The sequence below is a fragment of the Microvirga sp. 2MCAF35 genome, from assembly GCF_052115545.1.
Lineage (GTDB): Bacteria > Pseudomonadota > Alphaproteobacteria > Rhizobiales > Beijerinckiaceae > Microvirga.
Map to the genome: position 1 here is coordinate 1 of NZ_JBFRGW010000079.1, position 4,716 is coordinate 4,716.

At 60.8% G+C, this 4,716-nt stretch carries 4 protein-coding genes and 1 pseudogene; 4 read left to right on the top strand and 1 reads right to left on the bottom strand.

What is annotated here, in order from left to right; all coding sequences use genetic code 11:
• Positions 1–133 (top strand): annotated as a pseudogene (locus AB4097_RS21280) (IS630 family transposase); the annotation flags it as partial.
• A 253-nt stretch (positions 134–386) separates the two neighbouring features.
• Positions 387–1,004, top strand: a complete 618-nt coding sequence (locus tag AB4097_RS21285; protein ID WP_442043261.1) for a 3'-5' exonuclease — start codon at positions 387–389, stop codon at positions 1,002–1,004.
• A gap of 27 nt (positions 1,005–1,031) precedes the next feature.
• Here the strand turns inward: AB4097_RS21285 and AB4097_RS21290 are convergent, their stop codons facing one another.
• On the bottom strand, positions 1,032–1,382 hold the full coding sequence (locus tag AB4097_RS21290) for a hypothetical protein (protein WP_442043263.1): 351 nt from the start codon (positions 1,380–1,382) through the stop codon (positions 1,032–1,034).
• A 561-nt stretch (positions 1,383–1,943) separates the two neighbouring features.
• On the opposite strand from AB4097_RS21290, the gene AB4097_RS21295 reads away from it, so the two are divergent.
• Positions 1,944–2,678 (top strand): TerC family protein, encoded by a 735-nt coding sequence (locus AB4097_RS21295; protein ID WP_442043265.1) that lies wholly within the window; start codon positions 1,944–1,946, stop codon positions 2,676–2,678.
• A gap of 345 nt (positions 2,679–3,023) precedes the next feature.
• Positions 3,024–4,538 carry a sensor domain-containing diguanylate cyclase gene (locus tag AB4097_RS21300; protein WP_442043267.1) on the top strand — a complete coding sequence of 505 codons (1,515 nt, stop codon included), beginning with the start codon at positions 3,024–3,026 and terminating at the stop codon, positions 4,536–4,538.
• The last annotated feature ends 178 nt before the right edge of the window (positions 4,539–4,716 follow it).

The following is a 4,716-nucleotide window of genomic DNA, read 5'->3' on the forward strand; positions in this document are numbered from 1 at the left end:
CAAGGCACTGCTGCGCAAGGCAGCCGCCCGCACGAAGGACGTGCTCTGGCAGACCATCGGTGAGCTCCTGGACGAGTTCTCGCCCGACGAATGCGCCAACTACTTCAGAGCCGCTGGATATGAACCGGAGTAGGCGGAAAGGGCTCTAGAGCATCGGCCGTGAGTTCGAACTCACGTCCGATGCTCTAATTGTTTGTTTTTCGCATCTTTCCTCGCAAAACAGGTTCTCACTTTTGCGTTCGATGCTCTAGCACACCGTGATGCGAGTCCGCAGGGTCTTGCAGGTAAAATATGACCCGGCTCTACAGCTCGAACGGTGCGCCATCTAAGAGCAAGAGATGGAGCATCCGGTGTGAGAGGATGACACTAACCTTCATGGCTGTGGTATGAGCTTTCGTGGTCGGCAATACCGACATGCGAGTTTACCCACGATGGCGTGCCTAACAGATATCGTCTTTCTCGATTTCGAAGCATCGTCCCTTGGCAAGCAGGGATATCCCATTGAGGTCGCGTGGGTCTTCGCAAGCGGCGAGGAGGAGAGCTATCTCATCAAGCCTGACGAATCCTGGACCGACTGGGACGTCAAGGCGGGCAGGATCCATGGGATTTCGAGAGAGCAGCTGAGATCGGAGGGAACGCCGCTCGAAGATGTCGCGAAGCGCATGGTATCAGTTCTGACGGGGCGCAAACTTTATGCCACGGCACCGTCCTGGGACGGCAAGTGGCTGAGCAAGCTCCTGCGCGCGGCGGGGCTGCCGCGCCATGCCTTGCGTCTCGAGGATACCGAGATGGCCCATCGTCGGATCATGCGCGAGGTGCTGCGCGATGCTGAAGTTCCCGAAGAACTGCAGCGCGCGCTCATGCAGGACATTCTTGCTCAGGCGCAACGCATCGACGACAAACTCGGCCCTGCCTCACATCGCGCCCTTGCTGATGCGCAACGCGAGCGAGTTCTCTGGCTTGATATCCGTCGCCGCGCACAAGAGAAAGCGGCAGAATTTTAAGCGCTTCCGCCGGCGCTTATCCCTTGTTCAATACCCATCCGGCAGCCCGGATGCGATGTCCTGGTCTGGCCGCGTCAGAACGTCGATGCGACGGCCATCCGGGAGCTGAATGGTTCTGAGCCTCATGACCTGAAGACCCGCATCCAATCCCTCCTGGACGGAACCATAGCGCACGATGCGCGCACGACGTTCAATGGCATTGCGCGGTTCGGCTTGCGACATCTCGGTCCCGCCGCGCCGGCGTACGACCTGCGCCCCCTTGCGCTGATCGCGCGTCGACCCGTTGGCCTGCTGCGAGGCAGGACGAGTCTTACGTTCGGCGACCGACTTTTGCTTCGTCGGCTTGTCGCCTGCCGTCTTGACTGGCTTCGGAGGCACCGTCTCTTCCGTCGGGCGTGTCTCTGCACTCGCCTTGGCTTCGGAGGGAGGCAAAGCTGAAGGTGCAGCCGAATGAGGCGCCGCAGCTTGGGCTGGCGGCGCCGGCACAGACGCCGGCGCCGCCGTGGGAACCTGGACCTTGCCCCCGACCTCGGAGGGAGGATCGACCCATGGTCGACCCGATTGGGCGAGAGCGGCTAACGGTGTTCCAAGCACTCCCACAAGGGAGGCAGCCACCAGCCAACGTCCTGAGAATTCCGCCACGACACGCCTCCAGATCATTCCAAGAGGAAACGCTTCTCATGCCATGGGCGGTTCCACAGCGCTGGCGCCGCACAGCCGAGATCGAAACTAAACAACTGGAATTAAAGCATTTCTCCACAGCCGAAACGAACACGGCTGTCGTGCTTTCATGATATGTGGTTGCCCTTCCACGCGATTCAACGGCCCAAACCGGAATTCAATTGCTGCAAACGTGGTCACCGGCATCAAGCTCTTGCCCAGCCCCTTGCGCAAGCGCGGCCATAACCAACATAAAGCCTGACAATTGGGAACGGCTTCATGGATTACCTTTTTGGCTTGGCTGCAGATCCGGCCGCCTGGGCGGCTTTGGCGACCCTTGTCGTCATGGAAGTCGTGCTCGGGATCGACAATCTCATCTTTATCTCTATCCTGACCAACAAGCTCCCGGCCGATCGACAGGCGACCGCCCGGCGTATCGGAATCGGTCTTGCCCTTGTTCTTCGCCTGGGCCTGCTGGGCACCATCGCAATCATCGTCCAGCTCACCGAACCCCTCTTTACGGCGTTCGGGCACGGCTTCTCCTGGCGCGACCTGATCCTCATCGCCGGTGGCCTGTTCCTGGTCTGGAAGGCGACGAAGGAAATCCACCATAACGTCGACCCCGATCCTGGCCCCGACCTTTTCGAGAGCGGAAAGGCTCAGATGAGCTTCGCCTCGGCCATCGTGCAGATCCTGCTCCTGGATCTCGTCTTTTCCATCGACAGCATCATCACGGCCGTCGGCATGACGGATCATGTGCCGATCATGGTCGTGGCCGTGGTCGCCGCCGTCACGGTCATGCTGCTCGCCGCCGATCCCCTCGCCCGCTTCATCCAGGCCAATCCGACTGTGGTCATGCTCGCCCTCGGCTTCCTGCTCATGATCGGCATGGTTCTCATCGCGGAAGGCTTCGGAGCCCATGTGCCGAAGGGCTACATCTACGCCGCGATGGCGTTCTCCGCCCTCATCGAGGCCCTGAACATGCTCTCGAGGCGCGCGCGCTCGAGGCGATAGTCGGGCCGGTAACCGGGCGCATCCGAAGAACTCCTCGGATGCGCCCGAAGGGATTCGGGCCCAACTCACTTCGCATCACCCTGCCCGGCATCAGCCGCCTCGGTTCACGGACGCTGCCGCCGTAAAGTCTCGCACAGGGAGAGATGTCAGGACCTCGCACCCGCCATCGAGCAGTACTTCGCCGAAGGTGACAAAACGTTATCTCGACACATAAAGAGTTTAGAAGCACTCTTCCGAGAGATTTTCAGGAAATGATCCTATTCAATAGTCTCATCCGTCCCTGCCTGTAACAATCCATTAGGATCGCATATAGAATAAATTCTGTAGAAACTTGTGCGTCGTCGAATGAAACGTCTGTTCTCAGAAGTCTATTTGCACCTGATTGCAGGCGTGATCGCCCTGGGCATTCTGGGGATCTCGGCACACACGCTCTGGATCGACCGCCAGAACACGTGGCAGGAGGCGGAGAGGTCCTCCCGGAACGTCCTGACGACCATTGCCCGGGATCTCGAGGGCAAGCTCGACCTGATCGACCTGTCGCTCAGAGGTGCCATGGAAGGGCTGAGATATCTCGGCTCCCAGCAGCTTCCACCCGACCTCCAGTACAGGATGCTCTTCGACCGCGCGGCCACGGCCTCGTTCATGGGGACGTTGCTGGTTGTGGATCAGGCCGGCAACCTCATCGCCGATGCCGGGCCGGCGATTGCCCCAAGGTCTCTCAATGTGGCGGACCGCGAGTACTTCATCGCCCACAAAGACAACAACCATATCGGCCTGTATATCAGCCGTCCTTTCGCCAGCCGGACGCACCACGGCGAGCCGAGCATCGGGATCAGCCGGAAGCTTTCGGATACGGCCGGGCGCTTCGCCGGGGTAGTGATGGGATCGGTGCCCCTGACCACGATCAATCAGCTGTTCGACAACCTGAGCCTCGGCCAGCACGGAGCGATCAACCTCTTCCGGAACGACGGCGTCCTCCTGACGCGCTATCCTTATGATGCGAGCCAAGTGGATCAGGATCATGGCGGCTCTCCGCATGTCAGGCGCCTTCTGGCGGAAAAATCCGGCACGTTCGACTCGGTCTCTCCCATCGACGGCGTCCGGCGCATCATCTCGTTCGAGCGGCTGGAGCGGTATCCGCTCGTTCTTACCGTTGCCCTCTCGGTCGAGGAGATCTTCTCCGCCTGGCAGCGCAAGGCCCTTGTCCTGAGCCTTGCGACCCTCGCTCTGTGCTGCGCCGTCGTTGGATTGACGATTATGTTTCAGCGCGAACTGAAACGCCGCACGCGCGCGGAGACCAAGCTCCGGCGCATCGCGCGCACCGACGACCTGACGGGCCTGCCGAACCGCCGCGCCTTCCGCGAAACCTTCGAGCGGGAATGGCGCCACGCCATCCGGTCCGGCTCGTCCCTGTCGGTGCTCTACATCGACGCCGACTATTTCAAGAATTTCAACGATCGTTATGGTCATGGACGGGGCGACGAGGTCCTCCGGGCGGTTGCCGGTATGCTTGAAAGCAGTATCCGCCGTCCTCGCGACATCGCGGCCCGCTACGGCGGCGAGGAATTCGCCATCGTCCTCCCCGAGACGGATCTGGCGGGCGCCCAACTGATCGCCGAGAATGTCCGGCACAGCATCGTCGCCCTGGGCATTGCCCATGAGGGCAGCCCCTATCAGGTGGTAACGGTCAGTATCGGCATCGCCTCTGTCCGACCCTCGCGCGGAAGCGAACGCGCTGCCCTCCTCGAGGCGGCAGACCGAGCGCTCTACGGCGCCAAGGCTGCCGGCCGAAACTGCGTTCGCCATCCTGAGAATGAAACCGACCCGCAGCAGAAACGTCTCCCCCACGCCGTTGCGTGAGCACCCCTTGTAAAAGACAGATGGCAGCGCCGGCGTCTGGCCTGCCCCCTTTGAAGTGGTCCTCCCTGATGTATGGCTTTTTGCCATTTGGAGGACGAGAGAATGCCCAGGAAGAGACACACGGCTGAAGAGATTGTCGCGAAGTTGCGGCAGGTTGATGTGCTGACGGCGCAAGGCC